At 40.1% G+C, this 20,244-nt stretch carries 15 protein-coding genes; 4 read left to right on the plus strand and 11 right to left on the minus strand.

The window, feature by feature from the left end:
• Positions 1 to 161: 161 nt before the first annotated feature.
• The gene (locus OO007_RS12110; RefSeq protein WP_325809001.1) at positions 162 to 1,175 is read left to right on the plus strand and encodes an LLM class flavin-dependent oxidoreductase; all 1,014 of its coding nucleotides are present in this window, start codon (positions 162 to 164) and stop codon (positions 1,173 to 1,175) included.
• 82 nt (positions 1,176 to 1,257) lie between these two features.
• Here the strand turns inward: OO007_RS12110 and OO007_RS12115 are convergent, their stop codons facing one another.
• The 7 genes from OO007_RS12115 to OO007_RS12145 form a co-directional block, all read right to left on the minus strand.
• Positions 1,258 to 1,731 (minus strand): hypothetical protein, encoded by a 474-nt coding sequence (locus OO007_RS12115; RefSeq protein ID WP_325809002.1) that lies wholly within the window; start codon positions 1,729 to 1,731, stop codon positions 1,258 to 1,260.
• A gap of 430 nt (positions 1,732 to 2,161) precedes the next feature.
• The gene (locus OO007_RS12120) at positions 2,162 to 2,677 is read right to left on the minus strand and encodes a hypothetical protein (RefSeq protein WP_325809003.1); all 516 of its coding nucleotides are present in this window, start codon (positions 2,675 to 2,677) and stop codon (positions 2,162 to 2,164) included.
• A 219-nt stretch (positions 2,678 to 2,896) separates the two neighbouring features.
• The gene (locus OO007_RS12125; RefSeq protein ID WP_325809004.1) at positions 2,897 to 5,170 is read right to left on the minus strand and encodes a GmrSD restriction endonuclease domain-containing protein; all 2,274 of its coding nucleotides are present in this window, start codon (positions 5,168 to 5,170) and stop codon (positions 2,897 to 2,899) included.
• Positions 5,171 to 5,311: 141 nt separating this feature from the next.
• On the minus strand, positions 5,312 to 8,512 hold the full coding sequence (locus tag OO007_RS12130; protein WP_325809005.1) for a type I restriction endonuclease subunit R: 3,201 nt from the start codon (positions 8,510 to 8,512) through the stop codon (positions 5,312 to 5,314).
• 93 nt (positions 8,513 to 8,605) lie between these two features.
• Positions 8,606 to 10,009 carry a restriction endonuclease subunit S gene (locus OO007_RS12135; protein ID WP_325809006.1) on the minus strand — a complete coding sequence of 468 codons (1,404 nt, stop codon included), beginning with the start codon at positions 10,007 to 10,009 and terminating at the stop codon, positions 8,606 to 8,608.
• Positions 9,999 to 11,591 carry a type I restriction-modification system subunit M gene (locus OO007_RS12140; protein ID WP_325809007.1) on the minus strand — a complete coding sequence of 531 codons (1,593 nt, stop codon included), beginning with the start codon at positions 11,589 to 11,591 and terminating at the stop codon, positions 9,999 to 10,001. The genes OO007_RS12135 and OO007_RS12140 overlap by 11 nt, the downstream gene beginning before the upstream one ends.
• A 200-nt stretch (positions 11,592 to 11,791) precedes the next feature.
• Positions 11,792 to 12,346, minus strand: coding sequence for a hypothetical protein (locus tag OO007_RS12145; RefSeq protein ID WP_325809008.1), 555 nt, complete (start codon positions 12,344 to 12,346; stop codon positions 11,792 to 11,794).
• 700 nt (positions 12,347 to 13,046) lie between these two features.
• On the opposite strand from OO007_RS12145, the gene OO007_RS12150 reads away from it, so the two are divergent.
• Positions 13,047 to 13,643, plus strand: coding sequence for a hypothetical protein (locus tag OO007_RS12150; protein WP_325809009.1), 597 nt, complete (start codon positions 13,047 to 13,049; stop codon positions 13,641 to 13,643).
• A gap of 274 nt (positions 13,644 to 13,917) precedes the next feature.
• Here the strand turns inward: OO007_RS12150 and OO007_RS12155 are convergent, their stop codons facing one another.
• Together OO007_RS12155 and OO007_RS12160 are read right to left on the minus strand one after the other, a co-directional pair.
• Positions 13,918 to 14,295 (minus strand): hypothetical protein, encoded by a 378-nt coding sequence (locus OO007_RS12155; RefSeq protein ID WP_325809010.1) that lies wholly within the window; start codon positions 14,293 to 14,295, stop codon positions 13,918 to 13,920.
• A gap of 555 nt (positions 14,296 to 14,850) precedes the next feature.
• Positions 14,851 to 15,570 (minus strand): Crp/Fnr family transcriptional regulator, encoded by a 720-nt coding sequence (locus OO007_RS12160; RefSeq protein WP_165874687.1) that lies wholly within the window; start codon positions 15,568 to 15,570, stop codon positions 14,851 to 14,853.
• 346 nt (positions 15,571 to 15,916) lie between these two features.
• Here OO007_RS12160 and OO007_RS12165 point away from each other — a divergent pair, with 346 nt between their 5' ends.
• Both OO007_RS12165 and OO007_RS12170 read left to right on the plus strand, forming a co-directional pair.
• Complete coding sequence (locus OO007_RS12165; protein ID WP_131905982.1) at positions 15,917 to 16,531, plus strand: response regulator transcription factor; 615 nt, start codon at positions 15,917 to 15,919, stop codon at positions 16,529 to 16,531.
• A 184-nt stretch (positions 16,532 to 16,715) separates the two neighbouring features.
• Entirely contained in the window at positions 16,716 to 18,641 is a 1,926-nt protein-coding gene (locus OO007_RS12170) for a PAS domain-containing hybrid sensor histidine kinase/response regulator (protein ID WP_325809011.1), read from the plus strand.
• A 62-nt stretch (positions 18,642 to 18,703) separates the two neighbouring features.
• On the opposite strand, the gene OO007_RS12175 is transcribed toward OO007_RS12170, so the two are convergent.
• Positions 18,704 to 19,078 (minus strand): response regulator transcription factor, encoded by a 375-nt coding sequence (locus OO007_RS12175; protein WP_325809012.1) that lies wholly within the window; start codon positions 19,076 to 19,078, stop codon positions 18,704 to 18,706.
• A 251-nt stretch (positions 19,079 to 19,329) separates the two neighbouring features.
• Complete coding sequence (locus OO007_RS12180; RefSeq protein WP_325809013.1) at positions 19,330 to 20,217, minus strand: DMT family transporter; 888 nt, start codon at positions 20,215 to 20,217, stop codon at positions 19,330 to 19,332.
• Between the last annotated feature and the right edge of the window lie 27 nt (positions 20,218 to 20,244).

The following is a 20,244-nucleotide window of genomic DNA, read 5'->3' on the forward strand; positions in this document are numbered from 1 at the left end:
AGGGGCACTTTTTTATTCAATTTAGATTCTAGTGGTTTTTCCTATTAACCCTTCTGACAAAATTTTGTTTCTTGTATTCACAACTTCAAGCCCAATTAAAGGACAGTAGAGAAAGAGTAAAGCAAGAGTAAGTTTAAACTCAATTAAATAAGGAATAAGCAATGTCCTCCACAACATTTTCCACAACAAGCAATACACCGTTATCCATGCTCGATCTCGCTACTGTGCGCGAAGGCAGATCGGTCGCTAATGCATTGCAGACGAGTGTGCAAACCGCGCAACATGCAGAAAGCCTTGGCTTTAATCGCTATTGGTTGGCCGAACATCACAATATGTCAGGTATCGCCAGTTCGGCAACAGCCGTTTTAATCGGGCATATCGCAGGACAAACAAACACCATGCGCATCGGCTCAGGCGGCGTCATGCTACCGAACCATGCGCCATTAGTGGTGGCAGAAGCGTTTGGTACATTGGCAGAGTTATACCCCAACCGTATTGATCTGGGTTTAGGACGTGCACCGGGAACCGATCAAAACACGATGCGAGCATTACGTCGTAACCGTTTAAACAGCGCAGAAGATTTTCCCAATGACGTCAGTGAGCTTCAGCAATTATTAGCTGACCCCACGCCAGGCCAAACAATCACAGCCACACCGGGGGCCGGAACCCATGTACCGATCTGGTTATTAGGCAGTAGTTTATTTTCAGCGCAATTAGCCGGTGAACGCGGACTCCCCTATTCTTTCGCCTCACACTTTGCACCACGGTTGTTGTTACAAGCATTACAGGTTTATCGCAATGCATTTAAACCCTCTGAAACCTTAGACAAACCCTATGTCATGATAGGCGTTCCAGTAATTGCGGCCGACACAGATGACGAAGCAGAATATTTAGCGAGCAGTACTTATCAGCGCATTCTAGGGTTATTAAAAGGACAGCTCGGTAAGTTACCCGCACCCGTAGCAAACTATCTGGAAAGCTTACATCCACAAGAACAAGCTGCCATTAAAGACTTCTTATCTGCTGCCGTTATTGGTGGTCCCGAAACGGTTGCAAAAGGTTTGCAAGAATTGATTGCAGAAACGCAAGCAGATGAGCTTATGCTAGTGAGTGACGTCTACGAGCCTGAATTACGCTTTAAATCGATGAGTATCACGGCACAATGTCAGTCATAGTTTGCAAAGCTTAGATGACTTACTTTAGATAAATTACGCAAGGTTTGTTGGGCTTCCAAACTAACGTCAGCCCAACCGACCGCTAATAGTAAGGAAACGAAATATCAACCGACGTAGGTCGACTAGAGCCGATGTCAGTCTCGCCTATAAACAGCGTATTATCAAAAGTACATGCAATACCCTTAAAGCCGCGAATATCACTAAAGAATCCGTCAATTTCAAGCGTTAGGTTGTCAACCCTGTATTGCTCGCCGATACAAATACTTGTTGCATACTCACCCAAGTAAGTTATGTCACCTTCAACATATTCGTTATCAGAAGGGCCAGAACAGTCAACCGTATCGAAGTAAAACTGGGTTTCAAAATAGTCATAACCATAATATTCGATCTCTTCCCTGTAAGAGAAATCACCGTCTACATCGTAATAACAATCTGATAACCAAGGGCCTTGAATCCTTTGTGCGCTAATGCTTTCAAAATCATCGAAGTCATTACTGCTACTACCCCCACCACAAGCGGTTAAAAACAAAACGGATAGTAAGATTAATTTTTTCATTCAATGACTCCCTAAATTTAATTTGCAGCTATATAAGTAAAAATACTCGACAATATCATAACATCCATTTTCAAAGGTTCGTCTCGAATCAATTCAACACGTTCAAAAAACCAAAATTGAATACACTGTTTAGATATACCAAAACAGGCTGTTAGGTGATTAAGGAATAGATTTTTTGAGAACAGTTAAAAGATCATGCGTCAGATGGCGCAAGCTTATCTAACCTACGTATGCGGGTTACCGCGTTACGCAAAATCGCACAACAGCCCCCCGTTTTCAAAACGATGAACTGGATACGTCAAAAGACGAATAAAGAACCACTGCAAGAACCCGTCTAGAAAAAGGTAGGAATGGTTTTGATGTAATGGCACCCCCCTACTTATAAGCTGTTTTTTTGAAAACGCTCAAATAAGTAGGAAGGAAATATTTATTAATTCTTCCTTAGATCCAGGTAATCATCGTCGTTGCCAGTTCTAAGTTGAAACAATCGTGATTCATCTACAGACAACACAGCTGACGATATATATGGATCATCACTATTACGATCGCTGTTTATGTCTTCAATATCAAGCAAACATGAGTATCCTACTGATTCACTTGTTTGACCTATTGTGCATAACGCCGCCCATTCAATTTCATAGCTTGCTGTATTGCATCCGTTCAAGGCTTCAAAGGCAATGTTACCTGTACGTAAATCACTGGATAAAAAGCTCACTCCGTCAGGTACTTTCGTACTATCTAAATTCATTGTGACTTGATAATCACATTTAAGGTCAGTCGTATCATAATCGTATGTCTTAAATGCACCCTGCCATACACCTTTTAGTCGTGATAATGTTTCAGCGTCATCAGCATACCCATAGTCTGTAGTAGGTGTTGTTGGTGTTATTGGATTAGTGTTAGGTAAACTTCCTGAACCACCACCCCCACAAGCTGTTAGAAACATAGTTGTTGCTATAATGATTAATTTTTTCATTTCTTCCCCTTTCATTTTCTATTAGCTTCCTCTACAGCTTTCATAATACTTTGCGCAAGTGATGTAACAGTATTCTTATGAGTCCTAATCATAAAAAAAGACTGCATATCATTACTTTTTATATATTTGAGTGATAAAACGTCACAATAAACCCCCACTCCTTTGTGAGGATCTATATCAGACTACTTACTAAAATCTATTTTTAATATATTCCTGAATATCGGGACCTTCCAAAAGCCTTGTCGTATTACTCATACGTACAAAGAAACTATGTTCCGATTTCAACGTTTTTGCATAGACTGCAGCGTTTGATGGTTTTACATCTACAAGACAAACCATTTCAGCACCCACAGTTTCAAACCTTAAACTAACGAAAGAACCAACTACACCAGCGCTGATTTTTGTTATCAATAAAGTCATTAACCAATTCTGATATCCATCTAAGTCTTGTTTTTTAAAATCCAAATCTGGTTGTAATCCGAGAATATCTCCATCATCTGTTATACCAATGCCAAGTGTTCCTCCCTCTGTATTTAAAAAAGCAGCAACTGTTTTAACTATTCCATCATTGATTACTTTTTCAGGTACTTCTTTCTCCATTGCTGCTCGAGCAGTTTGCTTAAACTCAACATGCTTGGTTTCCATCAAACGAAGTAAATCTGAAACAGTAGGAAGAGCCTGTAAATGCCTAGATGGAGAAGGACTTGTGGCTCCATTTTTTAACTTTTCAAAACCAGCTTCTACAACCTTAGCCATAAGCTTTCTTCGCTCGATTAAGAAATCCTGATACCTCATATCTTCCCAACCCGCTGGTAATGCATGGAAAAATTGAGCATCTTTTTGTTCTTCAGCAGATAGCCTATTAAAATACTCGCTAAAATAATCTTGAGGGCTTTTATCAGATATAGAAATATTATCGCCCCACTCCACAAATGCATAGTTAGCAATTTGATTGGTGCGAGTTGTTCCAGTGATACCAATTGTTGATAAATAAGCTTTTGGGAAAAGGTGATGTTTTTCAACGGGGCTTTTAGTCTGTGTAACACCGGGATCAAATAACTCATTCATTTTCATTTGCGAGAACAAAGCCTTAGCATCTAACAAATTCAAACTAGCATAAAGAGCGTATAAAGTGGGACTTCTGGCAGCTGATGATTCCAATTGATCTGGTAATGTAACAACCCAATAATCCTTAGTAAGCTGCGTATCAATAACATTATCAATAATAGCAACAAATGAATCTTCATCTGTTGCCTCTGCAAAACGTCTTAAATCAGATTCCATTATTGTTTCAGGACTACCTGTATACCTTCCTGTCAGCGCAGACATAAAAAACCATCTAGCTACTGCCTCACGAAGCTGACTTTGGCCAACATTATATTCATGCTTGCCAATTAAAAAGACTAAATAACAATACAAGAAATTATTGTTAGAAGTCATCATAGAACCACTTCGATAACCTGCTCTTTTAACAGCCACAATAAACTGATGCCAGTTTGTTAAATCCAGCACCTTTTCTTGTGCATCAATCAAAGATTCAAAGTTTTTTTCTCGTAAATCTTCGTTTATTACTTTTGTTACAGGGTCTTTACCTCTCAAAAACTGATACGCGTTTTGCAATACACCACGTTTTAAACCAAGACCAACTGCCACTCTTAACATCTGATCGGGAGAAGGAGAAAGAAAATGATTGTAAGGAGACGCGCCTTCAATAGAAGGTAACTTTGCAGCACGACAAAAATCTTCTAAATCATATCGTGCTTCTTTAGCGTGGACAGACATTAGAGTCAGAATAAAATCTGCACTATTAAGACTTATACCTTTTGAGTTGATACGTACAAATACATCTGCGACTTCATCGATATCTAAATCTGCTGAAAGCTCTAACGCAGAAAACTGATAACCTTTTAAAGCGCCCAGCTTGCCAAGATTTCTTCCTATTTCCTGCTTCTCTTTATCCGTTACTTCCCTACTAGAGTTTAACTTTTCAATAAATTCAGTAGTAAAAACAAATTCACCATTGGGATTATTCCAAATATCTGAAATGCTAGTTAGCCACTCTGGATCTTTTTCTTTAGTAGCATCTGTAACTGCAAACTCTTCTGTTAAAGGGTTAAAGGCAATTCTAATAAACTGTTGTACACCGTCAGCATTTATTAATTCCTTACCCTTAATAACTGCATAAAGGCTTGTTAAACGTTGTTGCCCATCAACAATCATTTTAGGTACTGTATTCCCTCTTTTTGAGGTTGCAACACTATGGCTATCAACAAGATTAGTAGTAGACCAAAATAAAAAATAACCTGCTGGATACCCTTTATAAAGCGAATCAAACAAATCCCTTATTCGTGCTCTTTCCCAAACAAATGGACGTTGTAAATCTGGTAACTCTAAATCACCATTATCAATTTGTTCTACTAGATGTGTAATAGGATATTGTGTGTGTGAAAACTGCTGCGCCATAAGAATTCCTAGTTTAAATTTATTTAATTTGTATTAATTGTAAGTGCTATGTATCTTAAAGTTTAATTTACACACCCCCCTACTTATAGGCACATTTTTAAAAAAGTGCCTATAAGTAGGGGGGGTGTGTTTATATTTTATCTATATCGTATTGGAACTATATCTCTTAAAATTCTCAGCCTGTTCAAACACGTCATGATAAACCTCTTCACGACTTATCTCTGGCGGATATCCAAAGTCAGCTAGTAACATAATCAAATCCATTTTTAGTTCAGATTTGATGTCATCACGTTCGCTCCAATCCGTGTATTTGGCTTTATCATCTACTAGCTTCTTAACTGCTTTTGACAACTCAATCAGCTTGTTCTCGGCATATTCAAAATTATGCTTTTCGGCTAATGCTTTCAAAATATCGTAAAACGATTTCTCTTCAAAGCTAATGCCTAATTCATTATTTGAATCGAATGCTTCTCTAGTTTCCTCGATTAACCCTAAGAAACCTTCGGTAATCTCGTCATAAAGCTCAGCAACATCTACATCACGCTCATTGTACTTATTCACCAATGATTGAAACTTCTGCGTAAAGTCTATGCCTTTCATTTTGTTGACCTTTCTCAAGTCTCCAATGGCTTTCTTCAACAATTGCTGTAACAGTTTTATTCTGGTGTTTGGTAGTTGGATATTATTAATTTTATCCAGATACGCATCGTCAAAAATATCTACTTGCGATGCCGCATCGTCGCCCATTTTGAAGACTTCTTCGACACCATCGCTTTGTAATGCCTGTGTCACCATTTCGCGAACGCGCGCATTCATCTGTGCGATATCAGGCGCATCGCCTTTGGTGAGTTTGTAGATTATTGAACGTACTGCCAGATAAAAATGCACATGATCACGTTCTTGCGGGAAGATTTCATCCGAGCCTGAACAAATGTCATACGCCGCTTTTAGGCGTTTCACCAAGTCCATAAAACGCTTTTCATGTTTCTCGGTCTGTTGCACAAACTCAGAGGCTTTTTTCAAGCACTCCAATTGTGCTAATGACACACCTGAAAAATACGGTGCTTTATCAAAGGTGTAAAACATTCGACCCAGCAAATCCAAATGATCACGAACGATAACCAGCGACTGATCAACCTCTTCGATATTGTCGGCATCATTTTTAGAATAAATAGCCAAAGCCTCATTCATTTGCTTTTTGATGCCAATGTAATCAACCACCAAGCCTTTGGTCTTACCTTCGAAATTACGATTTACACGTGAAATCGTTTGAATCAAATTATGCTTTTGTAGCGGCTTATCAATATAAATCGTATCCAGAAACGGCACATCAAACCCCGTTAGCCACATATCCACCACAATCGCGATTTTGAAATTTGATTCCGCTTGCTTGAACTGAGTATCCAAGGTCTTACGATAATCCTTAGTGCCAAGCATGTTATACAGTTCTTCTATGTCATCCTTGCCGCGCGTCATAATCATTTTCACGCGTTCCATTGGCATTACGTCTTGCTGCTTTTTCTCGCTAAGTGTCGATCCCTCAAAATCAGGCTTTTTAACCTCAGCCCATTCGGGGCGTAAAGCGATTAATTCTTTATAAAAGTCATACGCAATATACCGACTACTCGACACAAACATTGCCTTGCCTTTTATTGACGAACCCTCGCTGACGCGATTTTCATAATGCTTAACAAAGTCAGCCGCCAAGGCTTTTAAACGGTCAGGGTCGCCTAAAATCGCAAACATACTCGATGAGGCTTTTTTACTCTCCTCTACCTGGTATTCACTCGCGCCATCCGACACGCAATCATCGTAATAATCTTCAATCTCTTGCAACTTGCGGTTATCCAAAATCACCTTAGCCGCACGACCTTCGTACACAATCGGCACGGTGATTTTATCTCTTACCGACTCTGTCATCGTATAGGCATCAACCACCTTACCAAACACATCCAGCGTGGCATCTACAGGCGTTCCTGTGAAGCCCACATACGTCGCATTAGGTAATGAATCATGCAGATATTTGGCGAAACCATAGGTCTTTTTAATCGTGCCACTTTCAAGATCAAAGGTTAGCTTTTGATCAAGATTCACTTGGCTACGATGCGCCTCATCCGAGATACAAATCACATTACTGCGATCCGTCAGTAAACGAATATCCTCAGTGAATTTATGAATGGTGGTTAAGTACACCCCCCCACTTTCACGCCCTTTTAACAGCTCGCGTAACTGGCTACGGCTTTGCACACTTTTAATTTCGCTATCACCAATATAGGTTTTAGCTGCCTCAAAGGTCGCAGACAATTGATCATCCAAATCCGTTCGATCAGTAATCACCACAATCGTCGGGCTAGAAAAATGCACACTCTTCATTAGCAAACGCGCCAAAAACAGCATGGTAAAACTCTTACCACAACCTGTTGCACCAAAGTAGGTTCCGCCCTTTCCGTCACCTTTTGGCTTTGCATGTTCTTTAATATTTTCAAATAACTTTCTAGCCGCGTAATACTGCGGATAACGACAGAAGATTTTAATCTCATCGTTGCCACCATCAGGCACATAAATAAAGTTACGAATCACATCACGCAAACGGTCTTTATCAAACAAACCCTGAATCATCGTGTGTAATGAATCGATGCCCTCTTTATCAACCGTCTCATTACCCGTAACCTTGCGCCACGCATAATAAAAATCATATTTAGCAAAGAACGAACCACTCTTGGTATTCACCCCATCGCTAATCACACACAGCGCATTGTATTTAAACAACTCAGGAATATCGCGACGATAGCGCGTCGTAATCTGTGTATACGCCTCAAAGCAATCCGCCTCTATACGAATCGCGCTTTTAAACTCAAACACCACCAAGGGCAAACCATTAATGTATAAAATCCCATCTGGTATGCGCTTATTCTCATTCCCCTGAAATTCTAACTGATTGACGATTTTGTAATGATTATTGTCTGTGTCGTTATAGTCGATCAGGTAAATATATAAATCTTTCTTACTCTCATATTTTTGACCTTGGCTTTGATTAGCTGACGGCTCTCGCTTTAACTGAAAACCATCAGCCAGCAACTTCATAATCTGCTTATTACTTTCATACAAATCTAACGAAGAATAAGCCTCAAGCTTTCGAATAATCGTTTCAATCTCAGACTCGGTAATATCTTCATCCGCATACTGCGACGCTAAAAAAGCGCGTAAATCATCTTTAATTAGGATTTCTTCATTAGCTCTTGTACCACGATCAATCTCAGTACCGATAACATGCGGAAAGCCCTGCTCGCCGAGTAAACGGATAATGGCATCTTCTAATTTAGCTTCTGTAAATTTACTCATAATCTAATTGAGGGTTATTAACTAATAAAAATGACACCCCCCCACTTTTGGGCTGTTTTTTATAGTTGTTCGAATAGGATCTAAAACACATATTCATACACCAGCTTCCTTGCTCAGCTTTTCAGTATCGGGAATACGGAGTTCTCCAGAAAGAAGTTTGGGTAGGAGAGTGTCTCGGAGCTTTGATAACTGGATATTTTGATCACCACTTAACTTTTCTATTAAAGGCTCTACAAAATTATCGAAAGCTCTCTGCAATTTAATTGGCGGTACTAATAGATCGATCGTTTCTAAATCTTTTCTTTTTATACTAGCTTGAACTGTTATCACTAATCTTGCATCTACATCATGCCTAAATCTAAAACCATCCATTTGATAATACATAAAATAAGGCGAGGCTTTTTCACTGTTGAATCTCAAACCTAATAGGTTTTGAGCAATCGTAAATTTTTCACCCTCGGAAACTAAACATATCCTACCTATTGTTCCTACTGTTGAAATAATTATATCGTCAGGCTCTAAATGTGCTCTAAACCACGTATCGTAAGTTTCAGAACTCACATGTTTTTTTGTATTTAAATCAGGCTTGAGTGAGTTTTCAGGTAAATGCTTCACCTCTATTAGTGGAATCCCAACTTCACTTAAAGGTGGAGTTTTACCTCTGTTATCAATATATTTTTCTACAATATCTTTGAATCTATTTATCTCCCAACCTTTAGGTATCCATCCATAAGACTTTGTAAATTCAAATTCATTGGGAAAGAATGATTGATAACTGTTTTCTGAACCATTTATTGACACCCCCCCACTTTTAGGGCTTCTTTCGGCGTTTGCATTCAATTCACGTCGTTGTTCAGCACGTTCGGCAAACACATCAGGGATGGGATTACCCACCGCCAATGCATTGTCGATAACGGGATCAAAGTCCACAAACCAGCTTTTAAATAAAGCCTGCGCCATTGATTCTAGCGTCTCATTCATTTGACGGTTTAGCTCGATTTTGTCATCCAAGTCCGTGAGGAAGTTACCAATTGCTTCTCGGTCTTTTGATGGTGGACACTGAAATTCATATTCTGCAAGTGCCTGCCAAGCTACTCGTTGCCTTCCTGTACTACCTTGCATTCTAGATTCAGCATACGCTCTAAAATGTGGAAGCCTTGCTAAATAATAGATAAAGTTAGAGTCATATTTATTATACGGTGATAAAACTATGAATTCCGTTGAACCATGAGCTATTTCATCCTCTTCTAGACTATCAATTTTGGCAGTCTTACCATTTTGTAAGCATGGTGTAATTCTTGCGAAAACTGTATCGCCATTAGAAAATCGACTCCCGCCACCAGTATACTTTTTAGAAGAAACATAATCTGGCACTTTTGAATTAGTGGGTATTGCCGCCATTTCTATAAATGGTGCGTCCTCACCTTTTTTGATCGTTCTCTTTGGTTGAAAATTCACGATCATATCAAGACGTGCTTCCTCCCAATCACTCCCCATAACCCAAGACCTCCAAATTTTTTCGAATAACTGCATCGAGTTTTTCGGATTCATTCATTTGGCTATAGAGTGTTTGGCTGAGTTCTGCCATTTTGGTTTCAAAAGGTATGCCGTCATCTTCAAGCGCTGCTGCGCCAACATAACGACCGGGTGTGAGTACGTAATCGTTGGCTTTTATGTCGTCCAAGGTTGCTGATTTGCAATAACCCGCCACATCTTCATACGCTTCATAACCGCCAGCGTCTTTTTCGCCCCGCCATGCATGGTAGGTTTTACCAATGTGTTCAATATCGTCTTTGGTGAGTTCTTTTAAGGTACGGTTGACCATCGTACCCATATTGCGCGCATCGATAAACAGCGTTTCGCCTTGGCGATTTCTAAAACCACGTTCTTTACTTTCCGCAGACTGGGCTTGTTTGTCGCGGCTGATAAACCATAAACACACAGGGATTTGGGTGGTGTAGAACAGTTGCCCCGGCATTGCGATCATGCAATCGACCAGATCATTCTCAATAATTTGTTGGCGTATTTTGCCTTCGCCACTGGTGGCGGTACTCATTGAGCCATTGGCGAGTACAAAACCTGCGGTACCGTGTTCGGATAGCTTAGATATCATCAGCATGATCCATGCGTAGTTGGCGTTGCCTGTGGGTGGTGTGTCGTAGCCCGACCAACGTGCGTCATCGACCAGTTCATTCTCGCCGCGCCATTCTTTTTGGTTGAATGGTGGGTTTGCCATTATGAAGTCGGCTTTTAAATCGGGGTGTTGGTCTTTAAAAAAGGTGTTACCGGGTACGTCGCCCAAGTTGCCTGAGATACCACGAATCGCGAGATTCATTTTCGCCAGTTTGTAGGTGGTGGCGGTGTTTTCTTGTCCGTAAATGGAAATGTCTTTGCTGTTACCGTTATGGCTTTCGACAAATTTAATTGACTGCACAAACATACCACCCGAACCACAGCACGGATCGTATATTTTGCCTTTGTAAGGTTCTATCATTTCCGCAATCAGGTTTACCACGCATTTAGGGGTATAGAATTCGCCCCCGCCTTTACCTTCGGTTGCGGCAAATTTACCAAGAAAGTATTCGTACACGCGCCCTACTACATCCGTTTCAGTATCAGTAATCGTGTCGATATTGTTAATGCTGTCGATGAGCGAGGCTAAGTCTTTCGCCTGCATACCCAAACGCGAGTAATAGTTGTCGGGTAATGCACCCTTAAGTGATTTGTTATTCTTTTCGACCGTGTGCAAAGCGGTATCTATTTTAAGCGCGATATCGTCTTGTTTGGACTGTTGAACGATGTACGACCAACGTGATTCTTCTGGAAGATAGAACACATTTTTAGCTGTGTAGAAATCGACCATATCGAGATAAGCTTCTTTGCCCTCGTCGATAAGCTCTTGTTTGCGTTGTTCGAATTTATCACTGGCGAATTTAAGGAAGATTAAACTCAGTACCACGTGTTTGTATTCGGATGATTCGACACTACCGCGTAATTTGTTTGCTGTGTCCCAAAGGTTTTCTTCAAAGCCTTTTTCGTTTTTATTTACTTTTGTTTTAGATGTTTGCCCAGCTGACATTTATAAATCCCGTTTATTATGTATAGTTTTCAAAAGAAGGTTGATGCTATCAATAGAACAAAACTATTGTTTTTGATACAAATAAGTAGTTATTGCCACCCCCCACCTTTGGGGCAGTTTTTTAAAAAGTGCCTCAAAGGTGGGGGGTGGCTTAATAAGATGATGCATCTATATTTTTGTAAAAAAGGTTTCGGTTTTGATTATTCATTTTTAATCTCTTCTTTTTTTATCTCTTCGTACGCTTTAATTTTCTCTTCAAGTAATTCTATGGCGATAGCCTTTTCGCGTGATCGTCCACCTCGAATTGCATCTACCAACACTAATAATTCATATAAGTGTGAATCTTTTTTCGCTGCATTAGGTGCTGACTTGTACAAAGGTGAAAATGATAGACCCCTGACATTTCCTTCCGGGTCTGGCCAGACAGGCGGTAACTCTTTATTGTCTATAAAATTGTTTGCGAGCGGTTCTGCGGCATAACTGGTGGGCAAGCCTTTAACCATGCCGCCTTTTTGGGGGGCAAATGAATACTGAATACCATGATTCAGGAATTCAGATAAATTTGTGGTATTTGGTCTAATACCAAAAACCTCGTCTTCTATTGCAAGCTTTGTATACAGTGACCTTTTAGCTGATGCATGAACTTCAGACGTACTCATGCCTAATTCGAGTGCCAACGAATTATATGCCCAGCTTTCTTTCTTAATTGCTAGAAGCTTTAACAAGAACAGAATGTCTTGTGGTTTTAAATACATGTTCCCCTTTTGTGTTTCTCTTTATTTGTGTTTCTCTTTATTAGTATTTTTTGCTATTCGCGATTTGCGAATAACGAAATTTATACTATAAAACGGGCATTTAGGCAATAAACTACTGAAAAGTAAAGATGTGGGATGAAGTACCTATGGATATAGGTACTTGTTTTAATGTATTTGCCACCCCCCACCTTTGAGGCACTTTTTTAAAAAAGTGCCCCAAAGGTGGGGGGTGGCTTAAAGTTTAAACAAATAATATATCTGAACTCTTGATCCAAGATAATCTCAAGAAGCAATGGTCTAGGATGAAGGTTGTTTGAGAGAGGAACGAGCGAGTTCCCTTCATCCCCATTGTTTCCCCTCAGACTTCCCGGAATATTACGTTGTAAAAGCAACGGCCTTTTTTGATTCGACTGCGTCTCACCCTACGGGTCGTCGTCACTGCGTTCCAACGTTGTCTCACTAACGTTCGGCTGGTTCGGTTTCTTTTGGCCGCGCAAAAGAAATGAACTCGTAGCTTCAGCTACGAAACCTTTAGAAAACATAGAAAGATAAGCTCCCATCCATCTGATAATTCAATCGGGATATATGACTTAAAGTAAAATCGAAATAAAAAACACACTTTATGAAATATTTAAATTGCCCTTGGTGCGGAAACTCCCACAGTTATTTTAACAATAACTGTCCTAGTTGCGGTGGCACTTTGACACACAAGTCAGAGCTGTTGAACCTGGTATTAAATAAGCTGGGACTCAGCAAAAGTAGACAGCCAACCCCTAATGCAAATACATCAACTATCATTCATGAGCCTCGCATCTCTGAGGTTAAAAAGTCAACATCCGCTAATTCCATCAAAGTTGGCATTATTTTTATTCTATTAATAACAGCTTCGATTGTTTTAATCGCATCATTTTTAAATAGCGGTTCTACTAATGAATTACTCGACTCTAAAACGCGAACAAGTCAGCAAGCCGTTCAAAAAGCGCCACAGAAAATTACTCCCGAAGAACAAATACACTCATTAATGAGAGATGAAAAAATACAGGTGGCTTCTCAAAAGGATATTGATAACTGGATGGCAGCCGCCAGTAGAAATAATGAATCTAATAAACACAGAATGTATCTCGGTGGACGTTCTTATATCGTTTCTGAGCAGATCACTTTCCCGGATGGCATGTATGGTTCTCATTCTAGAAGTTTCATCCTGAAAGAGAATGTTAAACTACCTTTTGGCGATATCGCGCACAACACTGTCTATTTTATGTCAGATGGTAAATGTTTAGGTACTGGGTGTAGATAGTGGGTAGATAGCTGGTTGATAAACTCTCTAAACCCAGATGACGCTAGCGCTTATCTAGGCTACAGCTTTGAGGATGAATTGCTGTCATTATTTTATTATTTAAAATTGGGCGTTTCATTGGTTTTCTAGGTCACCCCCCTACTTATGGGCGTTTTTATGTTGAATCAATTCAAAACAATCAATTCTATTAGACGTTCACAAACATTCTACACAATGGTCATTATGTAGAATGTTTGTGAAGACGAAATTACTTTAATAGGCTCATATAGACGCATTAATCGAGTAAGGTAACTCCGGTTAGTTTTCGACAATTGTTGCTTTTGCAACCATTCGGATTATAGGAAGGGCTGGTTCTAACCCACAGTGTTAGTCTTTTGCTTGAGGCTATGGCTTCGGTGGCTAGCTTCATCGCATAATCGACATTCACTGAAGCATTTGTGCTGAGACTGAAAAAGTAAACATTTACCTCTCCATAATAGCCAGTGCGCAATGGGCTACGGCATTTAATATGAAAACGTGAATTAAAAATTACAGCCACTTCGGTAGGCGTGCAATTCTTCGATACTATTGGTGCCATAGGGTCTTCTGCTCTCGCTGATAGACTAAACATCATGGTTATGACTAGACACGCTTGAACTATTATTTTAAACATTTCTACTCTCCTCTGCTGAGTGATAGCCCCGGTGTCAGGGTGGATAAAATCGACAAACCAGAGCCTTCTATATAAAAACCAATTTCCTTAAAGTTGGTTGAAATAATGTAACTGCTACTTTGGATAAAGGCTGTGAAGAAAGTCTCATTTTTAGAAAAAGATAAAAACAGAATGCGCAGAAGCATTGAACGCGAAGCTCTGCTACGAAACAACAAAACTACAAAAAATAGCCACCTCCCCACTTACAGGCACTTTTTTAAAAAACTGCCCCAAAGCCGGGGGGTGGCTTTCTTAGGCTCACCAAGAGCCAAGAAAGTCCGTCGTAGATTCCACAAGGAATCGTCGACGTACAATGATCGATCATTTATGGGATTAATTTAACATCAAAAATTCGAGATTTAACGCTCACCAAGAGCCAAGAAAGTCTCAAGACAATATAAACGAAATTCAACGCATTATTTCAGTGCAAAAAAAAGGCCCAAACATCAATAACACTGTTATCTTTGTTCGGGCCTTTCTGAGAGTAATTTTTCTAAATTTTACACTGCCATACTACTATGCTGCTATATCTTGCTGCTTTTGTTCTTGCGCTTGCTGTGCCTCATTACCATTCGCGATATTTCTAATCGCTTCGATATCGAGCAATTCGATGTTGCGTAGGTATTTTTTCAACAATCCGCGTTTGCAGAAAGTCGCTAATTCACGGCTTAGGGTTTCAACTGCCATACCTAGATATAGTGCGATGTCTGTGCGTTTCATCGGTACGGTGAATTCGTTTGCTCTTTGTCCGCGCTTCTTTAGGCCATCTGAATAGTTGATTAAAAACCATGCGAGTCTGCGATCGGCACATTGCGATAGCATCATTGAGTATTCGATATCGTGATTAAAATTAACGCCTAGCTGATGGATGAAATCAGGGTAATCGAAGTTTTTGTCTCTGTTTAGATCTTTATTGAGTATGGATTTGAATGGGATCAGTGTCAGATTAGACGTTTCTAGTGTAACAACGGTAGATCGGCTAAAACCATCGGCCAAACCATCTAATCCGATGAGGTCACCTGGCATACAAAAACGGATGATTTGGTCATTGCCTGCTTCTGAGGTTTTGAAGATTTTAACCGAACCTGAGTTTACTCGGTAAATGCCTTCGAGTTGATCGCCCATTTTAAAAAGGAATTCATGTTCTCTTATAACAAATGCGTTCGAATCTTTTGCGCCATTAATACCTAGGCTGTTGATGTTATTGATTTGTGTATTGTTGTGTAGATGACTCATTTTATTTCCTCTCCTTCCGATGTGTGATTGCAATTTATCTAATTCACACTGCATCGGGTATCCGTAGATTCAGAACAGGCTATGCGTATAAATACCTATACCTTTTGATAAGCACATGATATTCATCAAGTTATACCTTATTAAAAATTGCATTTATTTTTAATAAATTGACTGTTTTTTTATTTTTTTTTGTTTTTATAAAAAATAGCCTTACTCTTTACTAAGCTTTCGATTTTATTATTTAGCTAGGCTAGAATGTTCTAAAATTCTAATTTTTATATTCATCACTATATAAAGACAGAGAGAACCCCAACTTGCATAAACAACTACTGATTACAGGCAAAAAATGACTGCAGAATTCCTGGTACATATTGTCGATGATGACTTTGCAGTAAGAGATTCTTTAGTAGAACTTTTAGATTCGGTAGGTATTAAGGCGGTTGGCTACGAGTCTGCTGATGCTTTTTTAACTGAACATAATCAGGAAATGGCTGGTTGTCTGGTGCTGGATATCAGAATGCCTGGCATGAGCGGTTTAGAGCTACAAAAAAATCTTAAAGAACAAGGCTCTACCCTACCCATCATTTTCATTACCGGTCATGCTGACGTGCCGATGGCAATAGAAGCGATAAAACACGGCGCTATTGAATTCATTCAAAAACCGTTTCGTGATCAGGAATTGCTTGATTGTATTCACACCACGATGGAATACGCGAAAAAATCTTACGATAAGAATATTGAAAAGAAGTTGGTACTGGATAATCTTAATTCTCTGACAGATCGTGAAAAAGAAGCGCTGGAACTGGTCTCTGAAGGCCACCCCAATAAGGTGATTGCTTCGATGATGGGAATTAGTCAGCGCACGGTAGAGAACCATCGCGCGAAATTACTGGAAAAGATGAATGTGAAATCGACGGCGGCTTTGATTAAAGTGTTGTTACTGGCAAACTCTTCTCAGTAGCATTCTTCTGGTTTTATTTTTGCCGCTTTTTTCTACCTCTTTTTTCTGCCGCTTTTTTTACTATAATTCATTTAACAGCTAACTAAGTGCTATTAATTAAGTGCTGTTAGCTAAATACTATTAACCAAGTACTGTCAGACAGTAGTCTACATCACTGATATCCATTCATTATTAAAGAGACTATATGTCAAAAAATCCTGAAGATACCCACTTAAACCAAACCATCAATGAATCACCAACCAAAGACCGTGTCTTCGATTTAAGTACGGTTTTGGAAGATTCTCTCAATGAATTTTTTATTTTTGATGCCTGCGATTTAAGTTTTATTCAGGTTAATCGCGGTGCGCGTCAGAATTTGGGTTATAGCTCGGAAGAGCTGATGACGATGACACCCGTCGATATAAAGCCCGAGCACGATTACGACAGTTTTATGAAGGTGCTAGAACCTTTATCGTCAGGAAAAGAACAAAGGATTCAGTTTAATACCACTCACCTTCGCAAAGACGGGAGTACTTATCTGGTAGAAGCGCATATACAGAAAATGCACTTTCAAGATAGATCGGTATATGTCGCCATCATTATCGATATCACCAAACAAACACAGAACAATGTTGATTTGATAAAGGCACACGCGTTTCTGGATTCTGCGCCTGATGCGACGGTGATTGTCGATGATTCTGGTGTAATTCAGGTGGCGAATAAACAAATGGTAAAACTGTTTGGCTATTCCAAAGAAGAAATGAAAAACATGAATGTGGATATGTTGGTGCCTAGCCGCTATCGAGACAGTCATGCCAAACACCGCAAACACTTTTCTGATAATCCTAAAACGCGCGGTATGGGGATAGGCCTGGATTTATCAGCGACGACTAAGGACGGCAAAGAAATACCCATTGAAATCAGCCTGAGCCCGATAGAGACGGTTGAAGGTTCGCTGGTTGCAGCAGCAATCCGCGATATTTCGGCAAGAAAAGCGTCTGAGGAAGAACTTCAACTCGCGAGAAAAACAGCGGAAGATGCGACCGCCGCTAAAACGCGTTTTCTAGCGGCTGCCAGCCATGACCTTAGACAACCATTGCAAGCGTTAAGGCTTTATCTTTCTGCGCTTAGCAGCAAGCTGGACCAACCTAAAGCGATTCAACTAAGTCAGAAGATGAATCTGTCTCTCGATACCATGGGCGAATTGCTGGATGCCTTGCTGGATATCTCTACGCTTGAATCTGGTTCTGTTACTGCAGATAAACGTGACATTAGATTATCTGAAGTCCTTAACAAGCTGATAGCAGACAATGCCCCACTCGCCGAAGAGAAAGGCTTAGTGTTTTTGTGCGAAGGACTGGATTGCATGATTCACACTGACCCTGTGTTGCTACAGAGGATCATCGAAAACTTTATTACCAATTCCATTCGTTATACCGAGACAGGCAAGATCACAGTCAAAGGCATTCTCGCTGATGGTGTTATTCGTGTTTCTGTCAACGATACGGGCGTCGGTATACCCGATGAAGCACTGGAAAGAGTGTTTGATGAATTTGTGCAGCTGGATAATGCCGTACGCAACCGCAGCAAAGGCTTAGGGCTTGGGCTGTCGATTGTAAAGCATATTGCGCGTTTGCTGGAGCTACCTGTTTGCGCGGAATCTGTGGTTGGAGTGGGTTCTACTTTTAGTGTCGATATTCCTTTAAGTGACTCGCAAGAAGTGATTGATACGGAACAGGAAACGATTCACTTTAATTCTTCTACAGAAATAGATCCGACAATACTTATTGTGGATGACGACCCTGCTATTGTTGATGCGATGATGGAGTTGCTGACCGCTTTTGATGTGAATGTCATCACGGCCAATAATGGACCTGAAGCTTTAACCAAGCTTGATGAAGGAATTAAACCAGACTTTCTGGTATCAGATTACAATATGCCAGATATGAATGGCGTCGAATTAATCACCAAAATTCGTGCTAAATATAATGAAGATTTGCCCGCAGTCATTATGACGGGTGAGACTTCTGCAGAAAAAATAAATGATGCAAACTTGCCAAATTACACAGTGTTGCATAAGCCCATTAATATCAATCAATTGCTCTCGCTGATTGAATCTATCAGGACGTGAGTTGGCTGTGAGTTGTCTATACGAAGGTATTTATTGTTGTTAATACGTTACTAATACCTGAGCTATACCAGGATACGTTCTACATGCTCGATAAGGACTTCAGCGGTAATCGGTTTTGCCAAGACTTCCACTACGCCTAATTCCTCTATTTCAAGAGTTTCCGGCGCTTTGGGGTATGCGGTTAAGATAATGATCGGAATCGTTTTATTCAGGCTTTTGATAGACTTGACCACTTCTACGCCCCTAAGACCCGGGAAGTGTGCATCCAGAATAATACAATCAGGCTGATATTGGCCGAAATCAGCAAGGAACGCACTACCACTGATATACGTTTGCGTATCCCAATGTTGGTTTTCTAACACCATTTCAAGGGAATCTAAAATTGACTCATCGTCGTCGACGATAGCAATGGAAGGAAAAGTTGTAGTTGCGAGCATTCTCAATATCTCATCGATTGATGAATGAGATTATATGTTGTTGCTAAAATCTTAGCTTGATAGACGTCAAGTAAACTAAATACTGTACAAAATCACTTCTCAGCTAGCTTGGTCCAGATTAAGAGAGAGAGAGAGAGAGAGAGAGAGAGAGAGAGAGAGAAAGAGAGAGAGAGAGAGAGAGAGAAAGAGAGAAAGAGAGAGAGTATTGGCACCCCCCTACTTATGAGCCTTTTTTTTAAAGTATTGGAATCTTATGTTTTGGTTTTACTGGCGGACTGCTGAATCATAATCCCAACAATAATCAAACCTAAGCCCATAAAGGTCATCCACTGTAATGGCTCACCAAGTACCTGATTGATAATAAATAAGCTGACGAAAGGCGACAGGAATATCAGCGTGCTGATGCTGCTTACTTTATCGGTTAGGTGTAATGCCATTTGCCAGCACATAAAGGCCAAGCCCATTTCAAATAAACCGATGTAAACAACGCTCATTAACTGTTTTGCATTAACGCTTTGCGGCAAGCCTTCAAATATCAGGGTGATGATGATTAAGATAGGCACAGCGAAGGTAAAGCTCTGGAACAGTTTAACCACAGGTGGCCTTGTATCTCGTGCGTTTAATAACCAGTAACCCGCCCAGATAATGGTACTGAATAAGGCTAAAAACACGCCAAAATAACTTAATTCGCCCGAAATGCTTTTGCCACTGATGGATATAAACACAACACCGATATAGCCTAGCAGAATCGCGATTATGTCTTTCTTATTAAGTTTATGACCTAACAACGGCACGGATAAAATAGTCAGCGTTATCGCCCAGGTATAATTGAGTGATTGCGCCACCTGCGCTGGCAATAAATCGTAAGCTTTGAATAACACCAGATAATATAAAACCGGATTGAGTAAGGCCAAAACCAGAATAGCTTTGACGTTTTTGGGGATTGTGCTTATTGCTGTTTTTAACTCACCTTTCCAGGTTAAAAAACTACCCAGAGTTAACCACGAGAAAAAACTCGCACCCATCAGCAATTGCAACAATGTCATCTGCTGTAAGCCTAGTTTGAAAGCTGTTGCGACCGTCGACCACATCCCTACGGCTAATAAGGCATAAATAACTGCTAGCTTATTTTTATCCATTTTTATCTACTTATACCTAGAGCCATC

It is taken from the genome of Cocleimonas sp. KMM 6892 (assembly GCF_035798195.1).
GTDB lineage: Bacteria > Pseudomonadota > Gammaproteobacteria > Thiotrichales > Thiotrichaceae > Cocleimonas > Cocleimonas flava.